Genomic DNA, 20939 nt, shown 5'->3' with positions numbered 1-20939 from the left:
TTTTAAATGGCATCAAACTTGTCTAACTATGATAAAAAATTATCATAGAAGTGTTAAAGAAATTCAATATAAAATTTACTCCAGTACAAACGCTTAGTCTTGGCTACATTGTTATAATTTTAGTTGGTGCATTTTTACTAATGCTTCCAATTTCATCAAGTCAACAAACATCACAAAATTTTATTGATTCATTATTTACTGCCACTTCAGCTATTTCAACAACAGGTTTAATTGTTGTTGATACAGGTACTTATTATTCTCTATTTGGACAGATAATAATTTTAGTTTTAATTCAAATCGGTGGTATAGGCTACATGGCAATTTATGTAATAATTGTAATGATAACCAGCAATAAGTTTTCAATTAGTAGTAAAAAATTTTTACGAGAATCTATTTCTAGATTGCCGAATATAAACTTAATAGGTTTTGGAAAATTAATTGTTACTTATGCATCTGTGATTGAGATTATTGGAACAATATTTTATTTCATTGTTTTTATTGAAAAATATTCTTTTATAGATGCTCTATACATTTCAATCTTTCACTCAGTATCAGCATTCTGCACTGCTGGATTTTCACTGTTTGCAGACAGTTTCGTTTCATATAAATCAAATTGGATAATAAACATAAACACTAATTTTCTAGTTATTTCTGGCGCGATAGGATTTTTTGTAATATTTGATGTCTTAGAGAAATTTAAAAAATCATCAACCAATAATAAATTTACACTTCAATCAAAATTAGTTATTTCCTCTTCTTTTTATTTGTATGCAATAGGAAGCATTTTAGTTTTTTTTATTGAAGGGAATAAGTTTTCTTCAAATTTATTGGACGATATTTTTTTCAGTTCATTCCAAGCAATTTCGGCATCTAGTACAGTTGGTTTTAATTCAATTGATATTGGACAGTTAACATCTTCAAGTCTTTTCATTTTTGTAATTTTAATGTTTATAGGCGGGTCACCCGGAAGTACTGCTGGAGGTATTAAAACAATTTCGTTTGCATTGCTTTCAATATTTTCATTTGCATTAATAAAAGATAAAAGAAATGTTTCCGTTTTTAAAAGAAGTATTAACTTTGAAAATTTTTACAAGTCAGTTGGTCAAGTATTTATTGGATTTACGTCTGTAATAATTTTTACAATTCTATTAACAATCTCTGAAAACACAGACTTCATAAAATTACTATTTGAAGCAACTTCAGCATTTGGAACAGTTGGGTTATCAACTGGAATTACTTTTAATCTTACACCAATTGGAAAAATTTATATTACAATTTTAATGTTAATTGGTAGAATTGGACCTTTTGCACTTGGTTTAATTTTTCTGAGTAAGTCAAATGGAAATCATTATAAATATCCCGAAGAAGAACTTTTTATTTCATAATAGGAGTTGAAAATGAAAAACTTTGCTGTATTAGGTTTAGGAAATTTTGGTTTTAATATTGCTCGCAATTTATCTGAAAAAGGAAAGAATGTTTTAGCAATAGATTCAGATCCAAATCAAATTGAAAAAATTAAAAATATTGTTAGTGATTCAATTATTGGAGATATAAAAAATAAAATTGTTTTAACTGAATTTATTGACGCAACAATTGATACTGCAATTATCAGTACAGGAGAAAATGAATTTGACAGCATTTTAGCAGTAAATCATCTTAAAGAAATTGGCGTTAAAAATATTATTGTAAAAGCAAATAATGAAATGCATGCCCAAATACTAAAACTAATGGGTGCAACAGAAATCATTTTTCCCGAGAGAGATATTGCAGAATGGATTGCAACAAGATTGGCTGAACCGAATTTAATAGAAAGAATTCCTTTATCTGAAGATTATTCAATTGTTGAATATGCTTGTCCGGATAAATTTGCTGGTAATACTTTAAAAAAAATTCAATTAAGAACTAAGTTTAACATTTTACTTATTGCAGTTAAGGATGTATTAACAAATGAATTTTATTTAATGCCGGATGCAGATTTTAAATTGAAACCGGATACAATACTTTTTTTGATGGGTAGAAAAAGCGATATAAACAAAATGCAATTAAAAATTTAATTTATGTAAATTATTTCATTGTTAAGGTTAACAAATCATGAAACTAAATATCAATGTGTCTATTTATAATCAAAAAGATTTAATTGGAACAGCAAGGAAAGATTTCGAAACAGATATTCAACCTTTTTTAGAATTGGTATTACAAGATGATGCTTGGGAAGGAACAAGAAAAATTAAATCAATAATTGCAAACTTTAATATCGATAGAATTATTTTAGAGTTAGAAGAATATTATGTTCATAATAATGAAGATTATAATTCAGTAAGAAAAAATTTCATTTCAAATGGGTGGAATTTATAGTTTTTGAAAAGATATTTAATGTATTATACTATTTGTGAACTAAAAATTCTTAACTAGTTCAGCAAGAGATTTTACCAATTCCAATTTTGTAAATCCATTTTCTCGTACGCCGGAATACGAATGAAATGATATATTTTTATTTTCTATATTAAATTGACTTAAAATAGTTTTTAAACTTATAAAATTAATGCCTCCGGAAATTACAATCTCAATTTTATTATTAGCTTTATCAATCAATTGAGATAATTTGGAAATTCCTTCTATTGCGAATTTATTTTCTCCCCAAACTGTACCACTTGTTAGAATACGATTAACTCCTAATTGAATTAATAAATCCAAAGTTTCAAAAGGATTTCTTGAAGCATCAAATGCGCGGTGAAATGTAGTAAGCAAATTATATTTTTTGCTATCTTCAATTAATTGTTGTGTTGAATTTATATCTAAATTATTCTGTTTATCTAAAATTCCAAAAACAACTCCATCTGCACCGTTTTTTGCAGCTATATTAATTTGGTTTTTCATTACTTGAATTTCTTTTTTAGAATAACAAAAATCTCCGGCTCTCGGTCTTATCATAACCATCAATCCTTTTCTAATCATAAAGGATTTTCTTGCATCAACAATTTGATTTGGTGTTGGAGTTAATCCATCCAAATGCATTGCGCTGCAAAGTTCAATTGTTGAAGCGCCACCTAAATAAGCAGCTTTAACTGATTCGCTGACTTTTTGCAAACCATCACAATTTATACAAATTTCTAATTTTATCATAAAAAAGTGGACTATAAAAAGTTCTTAATTCCAAAAGTAATTTAATAATTGTGTAATGTAAAAATTATTATAAATGTATTTTATTTGTTTTATGTGATGTGAAAATTTTAGAGAAAATTTTGATAGTTGAAATTGTAAATTTATTTACATTTATTTACTCATCCCCCAAATGTTACATTGAAATTGTTTATGTTAGAATTCGTATAACCTGTAATAAGACACAATGTACAATTTCCCATTTTTATGAAAGGTTTCTATCATGTCAAAGAATAATAAATTAACAATTATTATAATTACGGGACTTATTAGCACAATTATTTCTTACTTCATTGCAGATAATATTGAACAAAAAAGATTACAAATAGTTTTTGAAAAAGCCGCTTCCGAAAGAATTGAAATAATTTATCGGTCTATTGAAATGACCGAATTGGTTACCGAATCAATGAGGAATTTATTTTTAGTTAAAGGCGATATTTCTTATTCAGACTTTCAGAAATTTTTTAATTCTTACAATAAAAAAATGCTTGGAATTCAATCTATTGAATGGATTCCCAAAATTATAAATTCAGAAAAAGAAAATTTTATAAAGCAAGCAAGTTTAACTTTAGGAATTCCATATGGAATATACGAATTAGATAAAAACAAAAATCTGATAAACGCACGAGAAAAAAACGAATACTTTCCCGTTTATTTTTTAGAGCCGATTGAAAATAATAAAGAGGTACTTGGGGTTGATCTTTCATCAGATGAAGCACGAAATTCTGCTCTAAGAAAATCTGTAGCGGAAAATATGTTTGTTGTTTCTGAAAAATTAAATTTAGTTCAGGATAATAAAAACGAAGTCGGCATAAGATTATTTGAACCAGTAATAAAAAATATTACCATAAATAAAACTCCGGAAGAGAGATTTGATAATCTAATTGGTTTTGTTGGCGGTGTTTTTAAACCAAAAAATATTGTTGAAAATTCAATTTCAATTTTAAGTGTACAAGGGATTGATATTTATTTATTAGATAGATCTGCATCAATCGAAAATCAAATTTTATATTATCATAAAGCAAGAATATCAAAAGATTCTTCTAAAAGGAAATCAAATTTTGAGGATAATAAATTTCAAAAACAATTTGTTTTTGGTGGAAGAAATTGGGCAATTGTTTGCATTCCCAATAAAGATTTTTACGATAAAAACCAAGCTTATATTCCTCATTTAATTGCAATAATTTCTCTTTCGATTTTCACTTTTTTCGCATTCTATTATAACAGAGTATCAAAAGAAAAGGAAAGAATAAATAAAATTGTTGATAAAAGAACCAGCGAATTAAATGAAAGTGCACAAAGACTAAATTTAGCAATAGATGGTGCAGAATTGGGTTTGTGGGATTGGAATATTATTACCGGAGATTTATACTACAATGATAGATTTGCTACAATGCTTGAGTTTAGAGAAAATGAATTAGAATCAAAATATGAAAGTTGGGAAAAACTTATTCATCCGGAAGATAGAGAAGAAGTGATGGAAAAGCTTAATCATCATTTTGAAGGATATTCTCCAGTTTTTTCTTCGGAATCAAGACTTGGTACAAAATCCGGAAATTGGAAATGGGTACAAGTGTTAGGAAAAGTTATAGCAAGAAATCAAAATGGAAAACCGGAAAGAGCAATTGGAATTAACATTGATATTACTGAAAGAAAATATATTCAGCAAAAATTAGTAAAGTATAGTCAAAAACTTGAAAAGCAGAATATTGAGAAAAGTAAAATATTTTCAATTATTAGTCATGATTTGAAAAGTCCGTTAGTTGCGATTAATGGATTTTCTGAATTACTTGTAACTGATATTGAAACACTTGATCTTGCAGAAATAAAAAAATATTGCATTTACATTTATCAGTCATCAACTTCACTAAATTCAATTTTAGAAGGATTGGCAGAATGGGGAAGAATGCAGCTTGGACAAATTACATTTTCTCCCAAAACATATTTACTAAGTAAACAAATTGAAAAAGTTATAAATCAAGAAAAAATAAATGCATTAAATAAGCAAATAGATATTGAAGAAAATATAAATAAGTCAATAAAAATATTTGCCGATGAAATTATGATTGAAACTTGTCTTCGTAATTTACTTTCAAACGCAATTAAATTTACACCGAATAAAGGAAAAATATTTATTAAAGCAGAACCGAATAATGATAAGAAGTTTACGATTTCCATAACAGATACTGGAGTTGGAATTCCACAAGCAAATTTGAAAAATATGTTTAGAGATTCTTATAATATTTCTACAATTGGAACAGCCGGTGAAAAAGGAACCGGATTAGGTTTAGGTATTTGCAAAGAATTTGTTGAAAGAAACGGCGGAACAATTTGGGTTGAAAGTAAAGAGAATATTGGAACAACGTTTTATTTTACAGTTCGCAAGGAAGATGGATTAGATTACTTAAAGAATTTATAATAACACAAATTTATGTGTTAAAAATTACCGAGAAAATTGAACCAACGTTTTTTTCGCTTTTTACTTTTAACTCGGCATTGTTTAATTCGGCATAACTTTTAACTAAAGATAAACCAAGACCAATTCCTTCATAAGTTCTTGTGTAACCTTGTTCTTCTTGAATAAAAGGATCGAAAATTTTATTTATATAGGCAGATGAAATTCCAATACCAGTATCAATTATATCAACTTGAATATTTCCGTAAGGATTAATAAATGATTCGATTGAAATACTTCCCTTGTTTGTGTATTTAATTGCATTATCAATTAAATTTATAAACATTTGATTTATCGAATATTGATCGCATACTAAACGCAACGGTGATTTAGAATTTTTCAATTCCAGTTTTATTCCTTTAGCAAAAGCTTTTGAGTGAAGTTCTTTAACAATTGGCCAAAGAATATCATCATCCAAGTTTACTTCGTTTAATTCAATTTTATACTTTTGGTTATGAATTTTAGATACGTTTAAAATCAAATCAATTGTTCTTGTTAATCTGTTTCCGCCTCGTTCTATATATTCAAAAGTTTCAGCCATTTCTGGATTTAATTGACCGTTCAATTCGTTTTTTATCAATGCAGAAAAGCTTAATATGGAATTTAACGGAGTTCTAATTTCATGTGATATTTGTGCAAGAAAATCTGATTTTAATCTCGCTGCGTCTTCTGCCTCTTTTTTTGCAGCAATTAATTCATCTTCATAATTTTTACGTTCTATAACGTGAGCAATTTGATCAGCAACTAATTCTAAAACTTCTTTATCTTTTTTTGTATACAAATTTCCTAAATAATCTTTTATAATAACTGCACCAATAATTTCATTTTTAATTTTTAGCGGAATTCCTAAAATAGTATTTGGTTTTGCAATGTATTCAAATAACTGCGAATTTGTAACAAGCAATTCTATATCTTTTTCACTTAGAATAAATGATGAAGCAGTTTTTTGCATGAATTTAAATTCTTCTTCTAAATTATGTTTTTCATCAAACTCAATTTCACTCAATAAATATGGGAACTCCAGCTGATTTGTTTTTGAGTTAAGCAGACAGATTGCAAAATTTTTAATCGGCATTAATTGAGTTAAAAAATTATAAATAGATTCATATAGATTTTTATCAATCTGTGAATTATTTATTAGGTTGGAAATTTGTAGAAGTACTGATTGAACTAATTCATTTTTTAATCTGTTTGTAACATCAACTGCGGTTGTAATTCTTAATTTATTTCCATCTTCATCATTAACGCGCAAATTTGTTGTTTGAATGTAAAAATATGTACCATTTTTATGTTTAACTTTTTCTTCAGCTTTTAAAATATTTATTCCGTTAAAAATTTTTTTGTGATTTTCTTTTGCAACCGATTGCGAATCAACTGAAAGTAAATTAAGATATTCAGTTCCAACAAGTTCAGATTTTTCATATCCAAATAATTCTGCAAAATGATTATTAATTTCTACAATTTTGCCTTCATAATCTGCAATACAAATAGCAGTCTGCGCTTCATTAAATACAGATTTAAAAAAATCTATGTATCTTTCTCTGAAATTATCTGTCAAATCCTTTCCGGTTGCTGTATTTTCAATATTTGTTTGCATTTTATAGTAATTTACCTTGCAGTATTATCGGTAAAACTTGCCAGTTTTTGAGGTGAATCACATATATTTCTTTAAATTGTACGCACCTTTAATTATTTTTTGCAACAATTTCATAAAGGAAGTCATTTTGCTTTTAATAGAAATAATACCAGATAAATGCGATTTTTGCGGATGCTGTGTTGGGGTTTGTCCCGAAGACGCAATTGAATTAAAAGAAGCTGAAATTAAAATTATTGAAAAACTTTGCACAAATTGTTCAAAATGTGTTTGGTCATGCCCAATTGAAGTTTTGAAATTTAATTCAAATAAAATTGCATTGGAAAAAGTATGAAAAACGAATATGATATAATTGTTGTTGGTGCCGGACCAGCTGGATCAATAGCGTCAAAATTTGCATCTGAAAAAGGTATCTCGGTTTTGATGCTGGAAAAAGATAGAGATGTTGGTTATCCGGTAAGATGCGGAGAAGCTGTAAGTTTAGCCGGAGTTGAAGAATTTGTAAAACCCGATCCGAAATGGATTGCTGCAGAAATTACGAAATTCAGTTTTATTTCACCGGATAAAACCGAAGTAATAATTCCCTTTGATGGAAAAGGAATAATATTAGAAAGAAAAATATTTGATTATGAACTTGCAAATTTAGCTGCTCAGAATGGAACTGAAATTTTAACTCGTACTTATGTTAACGGGTTGATTTTAGAAAACAACAAAGTTTGCGGAGTTAAATATGAATTTCGAGGGAAACAACATCAAATAAAATCTAAAATTGTAATTGGTGCAGACGGAGTTGAATCAAGAGTTGGGCGCTGGGGCGGATTAAAAACTCACTCAGATTTTAGAGATATGGAAAGCGGAATTCAAATTACTGCAGCAAATATTAATGTTGATCCAAATACATGCTATTTTTATTGGGGAAGCGAATATGCACCGCAAGGATATTTATGGATTTTCCCCAAAGGAAACAAATTAGCAAATATTGGATTGGCAATTACGGGAGATATTGGAAAGAAAAAATCCGCAATTTCTTTTCTTAATGAATTTATGAATAATTACTTTCCCAATTCGCCAATTTTATCTTCGGTTGCCGGGGGAATTCCATTTACTCCAACTTTAAAAAAAATTGTAAATCCCGGAATTATGTTAGTCGGAGATGCGGCTCGACAAATAAATCCGCTTTCCGGCGGAGGAATTATTAGCGGAATGATTGGCGGAAGTATTGCCGGAAAAGTTGCCGCTGATGCAATTATTAGTAATGATTTGAATAAAATTTATGATTATGAAATTTTATGGCGAGAGAGACTTGGCAAACGTCATGAAATGTTTAATAGAATTAAAAACGGAATTTATAAATTTAGTGATGAAAAATATAATCAAATTGCGCATTCATTAGTTGATTTGCCCGATGAAAAAAGAACATTGGGAAATGTTGCAAAAAAAGCTGTAATAAATAATCCTTCATTATTAATTGATGTTGCAAAAGTATTTTTAAAGTGAAAACGGAAAACGGAAAACGTAGAAAAAATATTTTCTGAAATTTTAAAATATCAAATTCTCATATCAAAAATCTAAAATCTATTTTAGTAATATAACTTTTTTTGATTCGAAATAATTATTTGTGGAAATAGTAAATAAATAAATTCCGCTTGAGACATTTTCGGCATTCCATTCAAAATTATAATAGCCGATAATATGATTATCATTAATCACTTCTTCAATTAATTCTCCGAGCAAATTATAAATTCTTATTTTTACATTTGTCGGTTGAGAAATTTTATAATTTATATTTGTCGTAATATTAAATGGATTAGGATAAACTGTAAACTCAAATTCAAAATTATCATTTAAATTATTATCAATATCAGTAATAGTTGAAGGAGAATAAACGGAAACATTAACTAATTTTGGTGAGCCGGTTTTGAATATTTTTAAGGAATGTTTTCCTGAAGTTAATAATTCATTTATAACAAAAGTTGCAGTTCGTTTTTGTAATTCATTTCCTAAAATTTTTTTTTGGTTTGTTAAATCAATTGCCTTATCGTCAATCATAATATTAATATCATCTTTTGAATTCATATCAAATGAAAGTAAACAAGTAATTTCAGAATTTTCGGAAACTTCAAAATCAATATTTTTGAAAAATCCATCTTCATCGTTTGCAATTTGATTAAAAATATTATTGTAAATTAATTTTCCGTTTGGAGAGTTTACTACAATTATATCGCTTACAAAAGGAGTTTCATCAGTATAAATTTTCAAATTATGATTTCCGGAAGATAAATTTACCGGCAAAGAAATTGCATAACCATTTCCATTATTCATTTTTCCATTTAGCGAATTTTGATTATCCCATCCATAATCAATTCCATTAATAACAATTTTTAAATCATCATCAATTCCAAACTCAGCATAATTTTCTGCATTTCCGGAAATGTAAATTAAAACTTCACTTTGCTGACCAACAAAAAAATTATATTCTTTCCACAAATTGTCTTTCTTACCATTTGGATAAGAATTTGGTGAATCCCAAAATAAAATATTCCCAAAAGTATTTCTTGAGATTTCTGTTCCATTTAATCCCGTAATTTCAACATAATCAACAAATATTGATGAGCCGTTGGAATTATTATTCCAATATTTACTTGGGTCTTCAATATTTATAACTCTGTTGTCAATCCAAACATCAAAGCGCATTTTGTCATCCGGAATATTGGAATTTGTAAGGTAGAAAAGTTCATCATCAACGTATAACGATGTAATATTTTCATCCCAAATAATTTTATAAGTATGCCATTCATTTTCATTCAACTTATTTTGCAAGCTGACAGTTTTTTTATTGCTTAGAGAATCGCTGGCAACACCGAATAAAAACCAATTATATTTTTCATCTGACACTAAACTTTTTTGCTGCATAATCCAAGCAACATCATATTCAAGAAAAATATCAATTAGGGTTAAATCTCCATCCCAAAATCCCCAACCTCTTGAACCAATATGTTGTGGAGAAGCTTTTATTCTTGTTCGTAAAATTGTTCCAGATTGGTATGGTTCTGTTGGATCATAAATCTCGGTGTTGCAATATTCAGATTCTACTGCATCAATTAATTTTAATTGAAGCGTTCCATCTTTAACAATAGGAACCGATTGATTTCCATCTTCTCTGAAAAACCAGTAATTACTATTTTCTTTAAAATCATCGCGTAAAATTATTTGTGCATTTAAAAATGTTGAACAGTAAAACATGAGTATTGGAATAATATTTAACTTAAAATTAATTTTTAGCATATAAACTTTCTAATGTACTTAGAAATAATTGAAGATAATTTTACTTGTAATTATAATATTTGATAAATAAAATAATGTGTTGTTGAACAACGATAATGATGAATGTAAATTGTAATTCCAAATATAATCAACTAAACACAATTCAAATTTTATTAAATTTGATTTTAGAAATAAAATATAATTTCATAAAAAATATTATTAAATATAAATGACTTCAAGCTGGGGAATTAACCCAAAATATTTACACAATGTTTTTAAATATCTTGATTCTGCAATTATGGTTGTAGATGAAAAAGAAGAGTTTTTAGTTTGGAATAAAGGCGCAGAAAAAATATTTGGTTATACTCAAGATGAAATTATTGGAAGAAATTCATCGGCACTTTTACCGGAAGGTGAAAAATATATAACTGAACTAAATAATATAATTGAGGAAGTAAAAGCAAAAGGTTTTGCTGAAGTAATTGAAACCGAAAGAAAATCTAAAGACAATAAAATTATTCCGGTTCAATTAAATGTTGCAAAATTGCCCGGAGAAAATAATTCATACGCTGGTAGAACAGTAATTATTACGGATGTTTCCGAAGTTAGAAAACTTCAACAGCAAGTTGACCAATCGGAAAAGCTTGCCGTTATTGGACAATTAGCTGCTGGAGTGGCACATGAAATCGGAAATCCGCTTGCAGCAATTTCATCAATTGTGCAAATACTTCAGAGAAAAACTACAGATCATTTTACAGCTGAACAATTATCAAATGTAAAAGATAATATAAATCGTATTTCTAAAATTGTTAGGGAATTGGTAGATCTTTCGCGCCCGCCAAGTCATGATGAAGTTATTACTCAAATCAATGAAGTTATAAAAACAGCTGTAGGAATTGTAAAATACGATAAACGTGTAAAAAAAGTTGAGTTTAAAACTTATCTTGATGAAAATTTACCAATGCTAAAAGTTGTTCCCGATCAATTAATTCAAGTATTTATAAACATTTTGATAAATTCTTTAGATGCAGTCGAAGGTGAAGGAATTATTAAAGTAAAATCGTTTTATAAAGAAAAATATATTTTTGTAAGCATAAGTGATAACGGATGCGGAATTGAAGAAAAAGTTATTTCAAAAATTTTCGATCCTTTTTTCACGACCAAACAAGTCGGAAAAGGAACGGGATTGGGTTTATCGGTAAGTTACGGAATAATTAAAAAATTTAACGGCGATATAAAAGTTAAAAGTGAATTAGGAAACGGAAGTGAATTTATTGTACAAATTCCGGTTTAATTTTTCTAAATTTAATATTTATAGAAAGAAAAAAATATTTTAAGTTGAAAATTAAATTCAAAAATGTTTTAGAGATTTTCTAATATTTCTTTTAGTAAAAGGAAAATTATGGATATAAAAATTTTAATTGCAGATGATGAAAAAGGAATCCGAGATTCACTTCAAATGATTTTGAATGAAGAAGGATTTCAAACAACAGCAGTTTCAGATGGATTAGAAGCGCTTGAGCAAATTAAGAATAATGAATTTCAACTTGTAATTTCCGATATAAAAATGCCCGGAATGGATGGAATTGAATTGCTTGAAAAATGTTCGAAAATTTCTCCCGAAACTTATTTTATTATGATGACAGCTTATGCTTCCGTAGAAACTGCAATAAGTGCATTACGAAACGGTGCCTACGATTATTTATTAAAACCAGTTGAGTTTGATGATATTCTGAATAAAATAAAACGACTACTTGATTACAAAAAATTATCAGATGAAAATAAATTTTTGCGACAAAAAATAACTGCTAAAGCTGATTTCGAAAATATTATCGGTAAAAGTGAACCGATGAAAAAGGTTTTTAATATTATTTCTCAAGTTGCACCAACAAATACAAATATTTTTATTTCCGGAAAAAGTGGAACCGGAAAAGAACTTGTTGCAAAAGCAATTCATTTTAACAGCAAAAGAAAAGATAAAATTTTTCTGCCAATTAACTGCGGAGCAATTTCAGAAAATTTAATTGAAAGTGAATTATTCGGACATAGAAAAGGTTCATTTACCGGAGCTGTAGGCGATAAAGATGGATTATTTAAAGTTGCTGATGGCGGCACTTTATTTCTTGATGAAATTGCTGATCTTCCAATTAATCTACAAGTAAAATTATTGCGCGCAATTGAAGATAAAGAATTTATGCCGGTTGGCGGAATAAAACCCGTAAAAACCGATGTAAGAATTATTGCCGCAACAAATCAAGATATTTACGAAAAAACAAAATCCGGTGAGTTTAGAGAAGATTTATATTACCGTTTAAATGTTGTTGAAATTAAGCTTCCAACATTAAATGAAAGACGTGAAGATATTCCGCTTTTGGTTGATCATTTTGTTGAAAAATATTGCAATGAAATGGGAAAACCAGTTATTGGTGTAAGTAATGAATCAATGAAAAAATTAATAAATTACGATTGGCGCGGAGGAGTTAGAGAACTTGAAAATATTATAGAAAGAGCGATAATATTTTCTAGTGGAAGTAAAATTGAAGTAAATGATCTTGCAGATAATGTTAATTCAACTGTAAGTATTGGAAATATGCCCGAATCAATTAAAGAAGCAACTTTAATTTTTGAAAAAGAACATATTAAAAGAATTGTAAAAAAATATGAAAATAATAAAGAAGAAGCCGCAAAAGCTTTAGATATCGGCTTATCTTCGCTTTATAGAAAAATGGAATTATTAGGAATTCCAACACGACAAATAACGGAATAAATATTATTCCAAAATTTTAATTAATTTTAATTCAATCTTTAAAGAAACTTTTGTAAATAATGGAATTTATCGATAATAAAATTATTGACAAACTTTTAATTCCAAATGAAAATTATTTTATTGCTTCATGGAGTTATAACGGAGATTTTACTTGTCAAGAATCTTTTGAAAATTTAACCGGATTTACAAAAGAAGAAATTTCAAGCTTTCCTTATAAACATCATTCGCTTACCGAAAATGGTGAAGATGAACAAATTTACAATTCAGTAATTCAATTAAATTTTGATGAAAAAATTTCGCAAATCACAAAAATCTTTAAAATCATATCAAAAGCAGAAAAACCAATTTGGCTTAAGGAATTTATTTCTATTGATGAATCAAATATTAATAATGGATTTTTTAGTCTGCTTGTTGATATAACCGATTTAAAACAAAGAGAAGTAGAATTTCATAAAATTATTGAAACGAAAACTGAACAAAATAATTCTAAGGATAAATTAATTTCAATTATTTCACACGATTTGCGAGCACCGTTTACAAGTTTGCTTGGTTTTTCAGAAATTCTATTGAATGAACAGAATTTATCCGAAGAAGAAAAACGTGAATATTTGGAATACATTTATGATGCTTCTAAAATTCAGTTGCAAATGGTAAATCATTTATTGGATTGGACTCGGCTTCAAACCGGAGCTATGAAATTTGAACCTCAAAGATTAGAAATAAGAGACGCTGTTGAAAATTGTATTTCTGTTTTAACCGGTGTTGCAATTAGAAAAAATATAGAAATTAAAATTGATGGCGGAAAAGGAATATTTGTAAACGCAGATGAAAAGTTAATTTCGCAAGCAATTACAAATTTATTAAGCAATGCCGTAAAATTTACTCCAAGCGGAAAACAGATAAAGGTAAATATCGGATTTTACAAAAACGATATGGTTGAAATTACTGTAAAAGACGAAGGCGTTGGAATTTCCGAAAGTAACCAGATAAAATTATTTAAAGTTGAAAGTAAATTTTCTCAAACCGGAACTGCCGGCGAAAAGGGAAGCGGTTTGGGTTTAGCTTTGGTAAAAGAAATTATCGAAAAACATTCAGGTAAAATTTGGTTTTATTCTGAATTGCAGAAGGGCAGCGAATTTCATTTTACAATTCCCAAAGCTGAAGATACAATTTTAATTGTTGAAGAACATGAAGATATACGAAATGAATATCAGAGAGTTTTTTCTGAAAAATATCCAACATTTAAAATTGCATTTACAAAAACCGGATTTGAAGCACTGAATTTTATTTTAGAAAAAACTCCTTCCGTAATAATTTCTTATCATAAAATGCCGCTTATGAATGGAATTCAATTAGTTTCTTCACTTAGAAAAAAAGATATTCATAATAAAGTTTCAGTAATTATTTTAATTGATAAAATTGATAATGAAGAAAAATCGGAATATAAAAAACTTAAAGTTGATAATTTTATAGACTTTAACAAAACACCGCAAGAAATTTCTGAAATTCTATCCGGAATTATTTCTTAAACTCCAACTATTTTAATTTTTTACTTATCTTTAAATACAATATTTAACAATTCTAAAGGAAAAAATTGCAGAATCCCCTAATTTCTCAACAAAAAAATTGGTATGCTATGTATACAAAGCCGCGCCATGAATTTAAATCTGTAACTCAATTAAATGCTGCCGGAATTGAAAATTATTTACCAACAATTACTAAAACTAGACAATGGAGCGATAGAAAAAAGAAAGTAGATTTTCCGTTATTCAGCGGATATATTTTTGTACATGGTAATGAAAGAGATCGACTAATTGCATTGGAGCAGCAATCGGTAGTTCGGTCCATTTTTTTTGAAGGCAAACCAGCGATAGTTCCGGATTGGCAAATTGAAAATCTCAAGAAAATGTTAGAAAGAGGAACGGATATTTCTGTTACTGAAACTTTAGCAATTGGGAGCCGTGTTAAAATAATTTCTGGTCCGTTTAAAGATGTTGAAGGAATTGTTTATGAAAATGCAAATCAAGATAAAATTTTAGCAATTACAATTGATTTACTACGAAGATCAGTAATTGTAAAAATTCCAAAAGAAAGCGTTATTGAAGCACAATAAAAAGGATAAAAATGTTGAATCAAATAAAATTAAAACAACTTAAAAATCAAGATAAGATTGATCACTTTTTATTGCTTTCAAATTTCTCCATAAAAGCTGCAAAAACCGGAAAAAATTTTCTCGATTTGGAATTAAGAGATGAAACAATTTCTCTTAATGCAAAAATGTGGAGTGGATTTGAATCGATTGTTGAAAATTTAAAAACCGGAATAGTTCTAAAGATTAATGGAATTGTTGATGAATTTAATAATCAACTTCAGATAAAAATTGAGCGATTAAAAATTGCAGATAAAAATGATAATATTACGATAGAAGATTTTCTTCCTAAATCAAAACAAAATTTGGAAGAAATGGAAATGGAATTTAAAATGATTTTAAATTCAATTAAATCAAAATATTTAACTCAATTATTAAAAAATATTTTTACCGAAGAAAATTTTAATAAATATAGAAAAGTTCCCGCGGGAAAATCTTGGCATCACGCATATATTTCCGGATTGTTTGAACACACTTTGGAAATTATTAAAATTTGTGAATTGATGTGTAAAATTCATCAAGAAGCAAATCGCGATTTACTAGTAACCGGCGCAATTTTACATGATTTTGGAAAAATTGAAGAGTTAGATTTTTCAACCGGATTTGATTATACAGATAAAGGAAAATTAGTCGGACATATTGTAATTGCCGCAAATATTATTGAGAAAGAAACAAGAAAGATTGAGAATTTTCCGGAAGAAATAAAAAATCAACTTTTACATATTGTGTTAAGTCACCAAGGGAAATTGGAATTTGCATCTCCTGTAATTCCTAAAACTTTAGAAGCAATAATTCTTTATCATGCCGATGAGTTAAGCGCGAAAGCCAATGCGTATAAAAATGCAATTATTTCTGAAAAGGAAAGCGGAAATAGTTGGACAAAATATTTACCGCTTGCAGAAACTTCATTATATGTGAAAGAAGCTAAAGAAATAAATGATGATTTCAAGGAAACTTTGTTTTGATAATTTTCCAAAATAATTTTTATCAATGTTTCGATCATTAAAAAAGATCGAAGCTTTTTAAATCCAAATATTCGTATGGAATTTAAAAAAGAATTTATAGAAAAATTAAAAACTGCTGACACACTATTATTTTTTACTGGTGCTGGAATTTCTGCAGAAAGCGGAATTTCTACATTTCGCGGAAAAGATGGATTATGGAATAAGTTAAAACCGGAAGAACTCGCTAACTTTAATGCATTTATGAAAAATCCAGATATGGTTTGGGAATGGTATCAATACAGAAGAAAAATTGTTGAAGAGTCAAAGCCGAATTTAGGTCATTTAGCAATTGCAGAATTACAAAATTTTTATGAAGTTTTTGTTGCAACACAAAATGTAGATAATTTACATGCGCGTGCCGGAAGCAAAAATATTGAAGAATTACATGGCAGCATAATTAGAAATTTCTGTATTAGTTGTAAAACTTTTTATGAACATCAAGATTTTATGTTTGATAATAAAGTTCCGCGATGCTCAAAATGTAACGGACTAATTAGACCCGATGTTGTTTGGTTTGGTGAAAATTTACGTGGAAATGCGTTTCCAAATAGTGAACGAATTGCAAAAAAATGTGATATTTGTTTTATTATTGGCACAACGGGAATTGTTTATCCCGCAGCATATATTCCACTTACAGCAAAACAATATGGCGCATATTTAGTTGAAATAAATATTGAACCAACTGAAATGACTTACAAAGTTGATTATTCAATCATGGGAAAGTCCGGAGAAATTTTGCCGGAGATTTTGGAGTTGGCAAAAAAAGTGAAAATAAAAAAATGTTAAAGATCCAATCTTTTTAAAAGATCGGATTGTTTAATTAGGATAAATCTATTTTTCAATTAAACAAATTTCTTCTTCCGCATAAGTATTCTCTGTTTCGCAAACTCTAACTTTTAGATGAGTTATATTCTTTGGTAATTTCTTTTCGGAAATTTTATTCAAAAAATATTTGCACAAATTTTCTGCAGTACTTTCAAAATCTACAATTACGTGATTGGAGTTTAATTTTTTTATTGCATTAAGTAATTCAAAATCCTTATCACTTATAATTACTGTGTGATCAAGCTCATCAACAAGGGGACCAACAATTTCCTTAACATCAAAATAATCTAAAACCATTCCATCATTATTTATATCACCGGAAAATTCAACAATTAATTTGTATGAATGTCCGTGCAGATTAATACATTTGCCTTTGTGGCATTGTAATCTGTGTCCCATTTCCCATCTAAATTCTTTTGCAATTTTCATACGCCTCTTTGGTTTGGTTCCCATATATGTTTATGTAATTGAATTTGAAATCTAACATTTAGATTTTCTTCTAAAATCCATTCTGATAATTGTTTATACTCAATTTTACCAAAAACCGATGAAAATAAAATTTCACATTTTTCATCAAGTTTGTGTTCGGTAATTAAATTTTTCGACCACTCAAAATCTTCTCTATCGCCAATTACAAATTTTATTTCATCATTCGGTTTTAGAAAATTAATATTATTATAGAAATTTTTCTTTTCCATTTTGCTTGATGGAGTTTTAAAATCTAAAATAATTTTCACTCTTTTATCAACATTTTCTATAGATAAACTTCCGCCGGTTTCCAACATAACTTCATAATTATTATCACAAAGAATTTCCATTAATTCCAAACTTTCTTTTTGAACTAGAGGTTCACCACCGGTAATTTCAACTAAATTGCATTTGTATTTTTTTATTTCCGCTAAAATTTCATCGATTGAATAATCCATACCTTCGTAAAATGAATATTCCGTATCGCAATAAGTGCATCTTAAATTGCAAAATGTTAATCGTATGAAAATACAAGGCAAACCGACTTTTGAACTTTCGCCTTGAATTGAATAAAAAATCTCGTTTATTTTAATCAATTTCTAACTTTCTTTTCATTTTATGTGCAAAAATACTAATAAAATAGAAGTTTTTGTACATTTTAAAGTTGCAGTTGAAAAATAAATTTTCTAAGTTTATTGTCTTAAAAAATTTTGTAAGGTAAAGAATGGCAAATCATAAATCTGCTAAAAAAAGAGCAAAAACTAGTGAAAAGAAAAGATTGATAAATAAAGCTTCAATGTCTAAAGTGAAAACATTAGTTAAAAATGTTCTTGATTCAAAAGAAAAAGAAACTGCAGAAATTAAATTGAAAGACGCTGTTGCATATTTAGATAGAGTTTCCGGGAAAGGTAAAATTCATAAAAATAATGCTGCAAGAAAAAAATCTCAATTAACAAAATTTGTAAATTCTTTAGCAAAATAAAAGTTAAGTTATACTTTAGAATAGATTATAAAGCGATCTTGAAATTCTTGATCGCTTTTTATTTTTAAATACGAAAATTTATAAAATTCTATAATTCATCAATTGCGTCAATTCCTTCCGGCATGGGAAGAAAGAATCTAATATCTTGAATTTTCCCATCTTTACGAATTAACTTATCAACTTTTTTCTTAATCAAAACACTGTGTTCAATAAATAAATCATCATCTACAATTGAACCAAAAACGTAACTTGTTCCTTTTATTGTAACGTTTTTTCCAATTCTTGTTGGATGTTCATCGCTTCCGGTAATATTAACGCTTGATTCAATTCTTGAGTTTTCACAAATTGTAATATTTCCTTTTATAATATCACCCCAAAGAATTTCTACGTTGTCTTTCAATTCTAACTTTTGATTTGGAAAACAAGAAAGATGAACATTTTCACCAATAGTTATATTTTGTCCGAAAACTACATTACCCATTACGTAAACATTTTTACGCAATTTAATATTGTAATTTAATTTTACACCTTCACCAACATAAACACCTTTGCCAATTTTAACATCCAAAGGTTGACCTTTTTTATCTGCTTCAATTATATTTTCCATAACATCATCTGCAATAAAAAAATCATCGGGATCATCAATTTCAATTATATCTTTCAATTTTTCGTAAGCATGTTTTCTTGCAATATCATCCATTTCTTTTAACACGGATTTATTGTTAAATCCCATAATTACATGCTGCTGCTCGGCACTTACGGCTCCTACAGATAAATTATTTTGGTTGAATAATGCAATCAAATCTGTAATATAAATTTCACCTTGAGCATTATTGCTACTGATTTTATTTATAAGTTTTACGAGAAAATTAAATTTAAATGCGAAAACACCGGAATTAAATTCATTATTTTTTATAAGTTCATCCTTTGTAAAACTGTATTTTCTTCCGTTAAAATCTCTGGTATAAGGAATTTTTTCATCGAGTCTTAAAATATCTTTGTACTCAATAATTTCAATAACCTTACCGGTATCTTTGCCGGAAGATTTTCCATTATCATCAATTAATTTTACTCTAACAATTCTTCCGTAACTATTTTCATAAGGATCTTTTCCATCATACATTCCAGTTAAAACCATCATATCGGTTTTAGATTTTATAAATTCTTTCTTAAACATTTTTAAAGTTGAATCATCAATTAATCCCATATCACCAGGTAAAATATAAACGATACCATCGTATTTATTTTTTTCAATTTTTTGAAGAGCAATTTGAACTGCATGTCCGGTTCCTTGCTGAACTTCTTGAAAAGCAAATAAATTATTCTTTTTTGTTCCAATAACTTTAATTACATCTTCTGCTTTAATTCCGGTTACAATAATTGAGTTTGATTTTGAAAGTCCATTTTTGCAAGCTTCGTAAACTCTTTGAACCGTGGATTTTCCCCAAATTTTATGCAGCATTTTTGAAGTTTGAGATTTTATTCTTTTTCCGTGACCAGCAGCTAAAATTATTGCAGTTTCTTTATTTTTATAATTGAATTCTGATGAATATTGTTTAATTAAATTTTCTACACTTGAATTTTTTTGTTGGGACATTATTTCTCCAAATTTTTTTCGAGTAAATAAATTTGATGGGATCTAATTACAAGGAAATATTTTCAATTTCCAAATTTGTTTTGTTGTTTATTTTCGATAGCAGTTTTAATTTCTATAATTCTATTTTCAAATTTTTCTGTTAATTCAGGTTTAACAATTTTTAATTTTTCAAAAATTTCTAAAGCTTCATAATAATTTTCTTGAGAAGCATAAATTTCTGCAAGAGTTTCTGTAACAATAGGTTCATTATCGAAATCATTTTCATTTGAATTAATATTTTCATCAGGAATTATTTGTGAAGAATCAAAATCATTATTATCAATTACTGATTTATAGAAAAAATTATTTTGAGAATTTTCTAAATATAAATTGATATAATCTTTTTTTAACCTAATATTTTCAACAAGCTGATGATAAAAATCTAATGTTTTTTTATCATTCAGAAGGTTATCACCTTTAAGTAAATTTTGTTTGGAAAGTTCAAATTGATTGTTATAAGCATCCGCAACTGCCTTAAGAAAAAAGACAGTTGGGTGATAAGGAAACTTTTGAGATGCTTTTTCAAGTAAATCCAATGCTTTTTGAAAATTTTTTTTATCTAATTCTTTAGATGCTTCATATACAATTAACGGAGATTCTTTGTTAAATTCGTAAATGAGAGCAAATTTATCCATA

General features: G+C 27.8%; 20 protein-coding genes. 13 read left to right on the top strand and 7 right to left on the bottom strand.

The window, feature by feature from the left end; translation table 11 throughout:
• The first annotated feature begins 50 nt into the window (after positions 1 to 50).
• Genes IPM32_02215 through IPM32_02205 form a run of 3 tightly spaced genes read left to right on the top strand, consistent with a single transcriptional unit; the run spans position 51 to position 2355 of the window.
• Positions 51 to 1385, top strand: coding sequence for a Trk family potassium uptake protein (locus IPM32_02215; GenBank protein ID MBK8944061.1), 1335 nt, complete (start codon positions 51 to 53; stop codon positions 1383 to 1385).
• 12 nt (positions 1386 to 1397) lie between these two features.
• Entirely contained in the window at positions 1398 to 2054 is a 657-nt protein-coding gene (locus tag IPM32_02210; protein ID MBK8944060.1) for a TrkA family potassium uptake protein, read from the top strand.
• Positions 2055 to 2091: 37 nt separating this feature from the next.
• Positions 2092 to 2355 carry a hypothetical protein gene (locus tag IPM32_02205; GenBank protein MBK8944059.1) on the top strand — a complete coding sequence of 88 codons (264 nt, stop codon included), beginning with the start codon at positions 2092 to 2094 and terminating at the stop codon, positions 2353 to 2355.
• A gap of 39 nt (positions 2356 to 2394) precedes the next feature.
• On the opposite strand, the gene IPM32_02200 is transcribed toward IPM32_02205, so the two are convergent.
• The gene (locus IPM32_02200) at positions 2395 to 3123 is read right to left on the bottom strand and encodes a copper homeostasis protein CutC (protein ID MBK8944058.1); all 729 of its coding nucleotides are present in this window, start codon (positions 3121 to 3123) and stop codon (positions 2395 to 2397) included.
• A gap of 259 nt (positions 3124 to 3382) precedes the next feature.
• On the opposite strand from IPM32_02200, the gene IPM32_02195 reads away from it, so the two are divergent.
• The gene (locus IPM32_02195; GenBank protein MBK8944057.1) at positions 3383 to 5578 is read left to right on the top strand and encodes a CHASE domain-containing protein; all 2196 of its coding nucleotides are present in this window, start codon (positions 3383 to 3385) and stop codon (positions 5576 to 5578) included.
• Positions 5579 to 5588: 10 nt separating this feature from the next.
• Here IPM32_02195 and IPM32_02190 read toward each other — a convergent pair whose 3' ends face one another.
• Positions 5589 to 7211 carry a PAS domain S-box protein gene (locus IPM32_02190; GenBank protein MBK8944056.1) on the bottom strand — a complete coding sequence of 541 codons (1623 nt, stop codon included), beginning with the start codon at positions 7209 to 7211 and terminating at the stop codon, positions 5589 to 5591.
• A 91-nt stretch (positions 7212 to 7302) separates the two neighbouring features.
• On the opposite strand from IPM32_02190, the gene IPM32_02185 reads away from it, so the two are divergent.
• Positions 7303 to 7542, top strand: a complete 240-nt coding sequence (locus IPM32_02185) for a 4Fe-4S binding protein (GenBank protein ID MBK8944055.1) — start codon at positions 7303 to 7305, stop codon at positions 7540 to 7542.
• Entirely contained in the window at positions 7539 to 8705 is a 1167-nt protein-coding gene (locus IPM32_02180) for an NAD(P)/FAD-dependent oxidoreductase (GenBank protein MBK8944054.1), read from the top strand. The genes IPM32_02185 and IPM32_02180 overlap by 4 nt, the downstream gene beginning before the upstream one ends.
• A gap of 78 nt (positions 8706 to 8783) precedes the next feature.
• Here IPM32_02180 and IPM32_02175 read toward each other — a convergent pair whose 3' ends face one another.
• A complete protein-coding gene (locus IPM32_02175; GenBank protein ID MBK8944053.1) occupies positions 8784 to 10493 on the bottom strand; it encodes a T9SS type A sorting domain-containing protein in 1710 nt (569 codons plus the stop codon).
• A gap of 208 nt (positions 10494 to 10701) precedes the next feature.
• Here IPM32_02175 and IPM32_02170 point away from each other — a divergent pair, with 208 nt between their 5' ends.
• The 6 genes from IPM32_02170 (at position 10702) to IPM32_02145 (ending at position 17178) form a co-directional block, all read left to right on the top strand.
• A complete protein-coding gene (locus IPM32_02170; protein ID MBK8944052.1) occupies positions 10702 to 11766 on the top strand; it encodes a PAS domain S-box protein in 1065 nt (354 codons plus the stop codon).
• Between the two features lie 108 nt (positions 11767 to 11874).
• Complete coding sequence (locus tag IPM32_02165) at positions 11875 to 13239, top strand: sigma-54-dependent Fis family transcriptional regulator (protein ID MBK8944051.1); 1365 nt, start codon at positions 11875 to 11877, stop codon at positions 13237 to 13239.
• 59 nt (positions 13240 to 13298) lie between these two features.
• Positions 13299 to 14768, top strand: coding sequence for a hybrid sensor histidine kinase/response regulator (locus IPM32_02160; protein ID MBK8944050.1), 1470 nt, complete (start codon positions 13299 to 13301; stop codon positions 14766 to 14768).
• Between the two features lie 65 nt (positions 14769 to 14833).
• Positions 14834 to 15352 carry a UpxY family transcription antiterminator gene (locus IPM32_02155; GenBank protein MBK8944049.1) on the top strand — a complete coding sequence of 173 codons (519 nt, stop codon included), beginning with the start codon at positions 14834 to 14836 and terminating at the stop codon, positions 15350 to 15352.
• Between the two features lie 11 nt (positions 15353 to 15363).
• Positions 15364 to 16353: an HD domain-containing protein gene (locus tag IPM32_02150; protein MBK8944048.1), complete on the top strand. Its 990-nt coding sequence runs from the start codon at positions 15364 to 15366 to the stop codon at positions 16351 to 16353.
• Positions 16354 to 16428: 75 nt separating this feature from the next.
• Positions 16429 to 17178, top strand: a complete 750-nt coding sequence (locus IPM32_02145; GenBank protein MBK8944047.1) for an NAD-dependent deacylase — start codon at positions 16429 to 16431, stop codon at positions 17176 to 17178.
• Between the two features lie 45 nt (positions 17179 to 17223).
• Here the strand turns inward: IPM32_02145 and IPM32_02140 are convergent, their stop codons facing one another.
• Positions 17224 to 17646 carry a 6-carboxytetrahydropterin synthase gene (locus IPM32_02140; protein ID MBK8944046.1) on the bottom strand — a complete coding sequence of 141 codons (423 nt, stop codon included), beginning with the start codon at positions 17644 to 17646 and terminating at the stop codon, positions 17224 to 17226.
• Positions 17643 to 18281 carry a 7-carboxy-7-deazaguanine synthase QueE gene (gene queE, locus IPM32_02135; protein MBK8944045.1) on the bottom strand — a complete coding sequence of 213 codons (639 nt, stop codon included), beginning with the start codon at positions 18279 to 18281 and terminating at the stop codon, positions 17643 to 17645. The genes IPM32_02140 and queE overlap by 4 nt, the downstream gene beginning before the upstream one ends.
• Before the next feature lie 128 nt (positions 18282 to 18409).
• Here queE and rpsT point away from each other — a divergent pair, with 128 nt between their 5' ends.
• Positions 18410 to 18667 (top strand): 30S ribosomal protein S20, encoded by a 258-nt coding sequence (gene rpsT, locus IPM32_02130; GenBank protein ID MBK8944044.1) that lies wholly within the window; start codon positions 18410 to 18412, stop codon positions 18665 to 18667.
• A gap of 88 nt (positions 18668 to 18755) precedes the next feature.
• Here the strand turns inward: rpsT and IPM32_02125 are convergent, their stop codons facing one another.
• Positions 18756 to 20264, bottom strand: coding sequence for an NTP transferase domain-containing protein (locus tag IPM32_02125; GenBank protein ID MBK8944043.1), 1509 nt, complete (start codon positions 20262 to 20264; stop codon positions 18756 to 18758).
• Positions 20265 to 20326: 62 nt separating this feature from the next.
• Entirely contained in the window at positions 20327 to 20938 is a 612-nt protein-coding gene (locus tag IPM32_02120; GenBank protein MBK8944042.1) for a hypothetical protein, read from the bottom strand.
• Position 20939: the final 1 nt, after the last annotated feature.

The sequence above is a fragment of the Ignavibacteriota bacterium genome, from assembly GCA_016716225.1.
Classification (GTDB): Bacteria; Bacteroidota; Ignavibacteria; order Ignavibacteriales; family Melioribacteraceae.
Note: the sequence above shows the minus strand (reverse complement) of the source record. Positions and strands in the feature narration are given on the sequence as shown.

Bases quoted from the DNA above. Each gene is read 5' to 3' on its own strand.
- IPM32_02205 (MBK8944059.1), top strand. From the start codon at position 2,092: ATGAAACTAAATATCAATGTGTCTATTTATAATCAAAAAGATTTAATT.
- rpsT (MBK8944044.1), top strand. From the start codon at position 18,410: ATGGCAAATCATAAATCTGCTAAAAAAAGAGCAAAAACTAGTGAAAAG.
- IPM32_02145 (MBK8944047.1), top strand. From the start codon at position 16,429: ATGGAATTTAAAAAAGAATTTATAGAAAAATTAAAAACTGCTGACACA.
- IPM32_02125 (MBK8944043.1), bottom strand. From the start codon at position 20,264: ATGTCCCAACAAAAAAATTCAAGTGTAGAAAATTTAATTAAACAATAT.
- IPM32_02200 (MBK8944058.1), bottom strand. From the start codon at position 3,123: ATGATAAAATTAGAAATTTGTATAAATTGTGATGGTTTGCAAAAAGTC.
- IPM32_02210 (MBK8944060.1), top strand. From the start codon at position 1,398: ATGAAAAACTTTGCTGTATTAGGTTTAGGAAATTTTGGTTTTAATATT.
- IPM32_02180 (MBK8944054.1), top strand. From the start codon at position 7,539: ATGAAAAACGAATATGATATAATTGTTGTTGGTGCCGGACCAGCTGGA.
- IPM32_02140 (MBK8944046.1), bottom strand. From the start codon at position 17,646: ATGAAAATTGCAAAAGAATTTAGATGGGAAATGGGACACAGATTACAA.
- IPM32_02165 (MBK8944051.1), top strand. From the start codon at position 11,875: ATGGATATAAAAATTTTAATTGCAGATGATGAAAAAGGAATCCGAGAT.
- IPM32_02120 (MBK8944042.1), bottom strand. From the start codon at position 20,938: ATGGATAAATTTGCTCTCATTTACGAATTTAACAAAGAATCTCCGTTA.
- IPM32_02190 (MBK8944056.1), bottom strand. From the start codon at position 7,211: ATGCAAACAAATATTGAAAATACAGCAACCGGAAAGGATTTGACAGAT.
- IPM32_02195 (MBK8944057.1), top strand. From the start codon at position 3,383: ATGTCAAAGAATAATAAATTAACAATTATTATAATTACGGGACTTATT.
- IPM32_02160 (MBK8944050.1), top strand. From the start codon at position 13,299: ATGGAATTTATCGATAATAAAATTATTGACAAACTTTTAATTCCAAAT.
- IPM32_02170 (MBK8944052.1), top strand. From the start codon at position 10,702: ATGACTTCAAGCTGGGGAATTAACCCAAAATATTTACACAATGTTTTT.
- IPM32_02150 (MBK8944048.1), top strand. From the start codon at position 15,364: ATGTTGAATCAAATAAAATTAAAACAACTTAAAAATCAAGATAAGATT.
- IPM32_02175 (MBK8944053.1), bottom strand. From the start codon at position 10,493: ATGCTAAAAATTAATTTTAAGTTAAATATTATTCCAATACTCATGTTT.